The following is a 3874-nucleotide window of genomic DNA, read 5'->3' as shown; positions in this document are numbered from 1 at the left end:
CCCCATCATTACCGCTGACCAACGCATGGCCGAACGGCGTGGCATCAAGGCGTGCATTTTCGGAAAGTCGGGCATTGGCAAAACCACCCTGCTGTGGGCTCTTGACCCTGCGATGGCTCCACTGGCCGATGCCATGAATTTCAACAAGTTTTCGATCAACTCAAACCGGAACAAACAGGAGGTGTTGTAATGGGAGTCCCGTTCATCATTAGTGCTGAACAGCGCATGGCTGAGTTTCGTGGCATCAAAGGGTCAATTTTCGGGAAATCAGGTATTGGCAAGACCTCGTTGCTGTGGTCTTTGGATCCGTTGACCACTTTGTTTTTTGACCTGGAGGCTGGTGATTTGGCCGTAGAAGGTTGGCCAGGGGACACCATTCGTCCCCGTACCTGGGATGCCTGTCGGGATTTTGCCGTCTTTATCGGCGGTCCCAATCCGGCCCTGCGCAACGATCAGTATTTCAGCCAGGCCCATTATGACGCGGTCTGTGCCCAGTTCGGCGATCCCAGGATCCTGGACAAGTACCAGACCATCTTCGTCGATTCGTTGACCGTGGCCGGGCGGCTCTGCTTCCACTGGTGCAAAGGTCAACCGCAGGCATTTTCAGAAAAAAGTGGCAAACCGGACTTGCGAGGTGCCTACGGCCTGCATGGCCAGGAGATGATAGCTTGGCTGACCCATCTTCAGCACACCAGGGGGAAGAACATTTTCTTTGTCGGCATCCTGGATGAGAAGTTTGACGACTTCAACAAGCGGTACTTTGCGCCGCAGATTGAAGGCAGCAAAACCGGTCTGGAACTGCCAGGCATCGTAGATCAGGTGATCACCATGACGGAACTGGCAGATTCAGAAGGACGGCTTTTTCGTGCCTTGATCTGCCATACCCTCAACCCTTGGGGACTGCCTGCCAAAGATCGTTCTGGGCGACTGAACATGGTCGAGGAGCCGCACCTTGGACGTCTTATGGCCAAAATCAGTGGTCCGGTGCGTCCCATCCAGGAACGTCTTGAATACGGCCAACCGGCTCCCGCCGAGGCCAATACCGTAACCAACTAACGACATCACATAGGAGATTTTCAAATGCCAGCATGGAACGACTTCAATGACGCCGACGCGCAGAACAACTTTGATCTTATTCCGAAGGGGGTTGTTGCACCTGTGCGCATGACAATCAAACCTGGTGGTCTGGACGACCACATTCAGGGTTGGACCGGTGGCTATGCCACCCGCGCCAAAGAAAGCGATGCGGTCTACCTGAACTGCGAGTTTGTGGTGACCCAAGGGGAATTCGCCAAACGCAAGATCTGGAGCCTGATTGGTCTTTACAGTCCCAAAGGAGTTGAGTGGAGCAACATGGGGCGGGCTTTCATCCGTGGCATTCTCAACTCTGCGCACGGACTGTCGGACAAGGACACTACCCCGCGTGCCATGGAGGCCCGCCGTATTCGTGGGTTTGCCGATCTGGATGGCATCGAGTTTTTGGCCAAGATTGATGTGGAGAAGGATCAAAATGATCAGCCCAAGAATGTCATCAAGTTTGCCGTCACCCCGGACCATAAGGAGTATTCCGCCTTCCAATCCGGGGCGGTCCCGGTGGCGTCGGCAGGATTTCAACCGTCCACCTCGTTCCGTCCGGCGGCCGGGGGCGGTCATGCCCAGTCCGGGTTTCAGCCTTCGGCACAGGGTCCGGCCACTTTTCAACCTCCGGCACAGGCTCCGGCTGTGTTCCAGGCACCGGCGCAGGCTCCCGCTCAAACGCAGGCGCAACCCCAGTCTGCGTTTCAGACGCAGACGCAACCCCAGGCGCAGACTCCGGCACCGACCGGGTTCCAACCCCAGCAGCAACCGGCAACCGCCACCAACGGGTTTCAACCGCAGCAGCAGGCACCTGCCCAGGCGCAGAACGCTGGTGGCACTTTCACCCGCCCGACGTGGGCGCAGTAATCAGGGAGACAGGGGATGATTCTCAGGCCCAGGCAACAGGTTTTTGTGGATCGGTCGGTGGAGGCCCTCCACGAGCATGGCAACACACTGGCGGTAGCCCCAACAGGGGCCGGCAAGACCATCATGCTGTCCGCCGTCGTCGGACGGATGCTGGTTGATGGTGGAAAAGCCTGTGTTCTGGCCCATCGGGATGAGTTGACTCGGCAGAACATGACCAAGTTCAGCCGGGTCAACCCCGGTCTCTCCACCTCCGTAGTGGATGCGGAATCCAAGTCGTGGCAGGGACGGACCACCTTTGCCATGGTTCCCACCCTGGCGCGGCAAAGCAATCTGGACAACATGCCGTCGCTGGATCTGCTGGTGATCGACGAGGCCCACCACGCAGCGGCGGCGGGCTATCGTCGCATCATCGATACCGCCAGGGATCGCAATCCGCAGTGTCGCATTTACGGGGTGACGGCCACCCCCATGAGGGGAGACAAAAAGGGGTTGCGCCCCATCTTTTCCAACGTGGCCGACCAAGTGCGTTTGGGCGAGTTGATTCGCTCCGGCCACTTGGTGCCGCCCCGCACCTTCGTCATCGACGTTGGAACAGGAGATGCCCTGCGCCAGGTGAAACGTACCGCCGACGATTTCGACATGGCCGAAGTTGACCGGATCATGAACAAGTCTCCAGTCACCGAAGCGGTCATCCGGCACTGGAAAGAGCAGGCCGGGCACCGCCAGACCGTGGTGTTCTGCTCCACCGTGGACCATGCCAGGAACGTCACGGACGCTTTCAACGCCTCAGGGGAGAGTGCGGTTCTGGTTCACGGCGAGTTGCCCGACGGCGAACGACGGGCAGTGCTGCGGCGGTTTGAAAAAGGCGATGCCCAACTGGTGGTCAACGTGGCCGTGCTGACAGAGGGGTGGGACCATCCACCCACCTCCTGCGTCGTGCTGCTCCGGCCCAGTTCGTACAAATCCACCCTCATCCAGATGGTGGGCCGGGGTCTGCGGACAGTAGACCCCAACGAACACCCAGGGGTCGTTAAAACAGACTGCATCGTTTTGGATTTCGGCATCTCTACCCTGCTGCACGGTTCTCTGGAGCAGGACGTGGATTTGGATGGCCGCACCGGCACCGGGGAGGCTCCCACCAAAGAGTGCCCGGAATGCGAGGCCACCGTTCCCCTGGCCGTTAGGGAATGCCCTCTTTGCGGACACGTCTGGGAACGGATGGAAGATGAGGGCGGGGGGCCGGAAGCCATCAGCGACTTCATCATGACGGAGGTCGACCTGTTGGCCCGCTCCTGTTTCCTGTGGGTGGATCTCTTCGGTGATGACGCGGCCCTGTTGGCCAACGGCTTCACCGCCTGGAGCGGGATCTTCTTTCTCAATGGTCGCTGGTACGCAGTGGGCGGTGCCAGTGGCACTCCGGTCCGTCTGCTCTCCATCGGCGAACGCATCGTCTGCCTGGCAGCGTCGGACGACTGGCTCAACGACCATGAGACCGCCGACTCGGCGCACAAAACCAAACGCTGGGTGCATGAGCCACCCACCGAGCGGCAGTTGCAATATCTCCCGGTGGAATATCGCAACGACCACAACCTGACCCGCTATCAGGCTTCGGCCTTGTTGACCTTCCGGTTCAACCGGCGGGCCATCCAGGAGTTGGTATTCAAGGCCGACCAGCAGCATCTGGCAGAGGTGGCGTGATGGCCATCCCGGTATGGACAAGGCAGCGCACCACTTGGCACGACCCCAAACGCGGATTTTTCTCTTTGCCATCGGGCGTGAAGGGGCATCGGGTTGCGCTGGATGAGCTGCCAGAGCGGGAGAGAAGGATTTTCAGCAAGATTCTGCACCGGTCGCCAGAACTGGTTTTGATTCATCTGGCCGGATCTGTAAAGGCCTTATCAAAAGCAAAACTATTGGGAGTGACATCCAT

The 3874-nt window shown here is 58.9% G+C and carries 3 protein-coding genes and 1 pseudogene; all 4 read left to right on the top strand.

Going from position 1 to position 3874, the window contains the following annotated elements:
* The coding region (locus HQL63_14100; protein ID MBF0177960.1) for a hypothetical protein at positions 1–190 on the top strand (190 nt) is incomplete at its 5' end.
* Positions 190–1056 carry an ATP-binding protein gene (locus HQL63_14095; protein MBF0177959.1) on the top strand — a complete coding sequence of 289 codons (867 nt, stop codon included), beginning with the start codon at positions 190–192 and terminating at the stop codon, positions 1054–1056. The genes HQL63_14100 and HQL63_14095, both read left to right, overlap by 1 nt.
* 24 nt (positions 1057–1080) lie before the next feature.
* Positions 1081–1566: pseudogene (locus HQL63_14090) on the top strand (hypothetical protein).
* A gap of 393 nt (positions 1567–1959) precedes the next feature.
* Positions 1960–3642: a DEAD/DEAH box helicase gene (locus tag HQL63_14085; protein ID MBF0177958.1), complete on the top strand. Its 1683-nt coding sequence runs from the start codon at positions 1960–1962 to the stop codon at positions 3640–3642.
* Positions 3643–3874: the final 232 nt, after the last annotated feature.

The sequence above is a fragment of the Magnetococcales bacterium genome (assembly GCA_015231175.1).
In the GTDB taxonomy this organism is placed as follows: Bacteria; Pseudomonadota; Magnetococcia; order Magnetococcales; family DC0425bin3; genus HA3dbin3.
The sequence above is the reverse complement of the archived record's forward strand: the minus strand, read 5'-3'. Positions and strand labels throughout refer to the sequence as shown.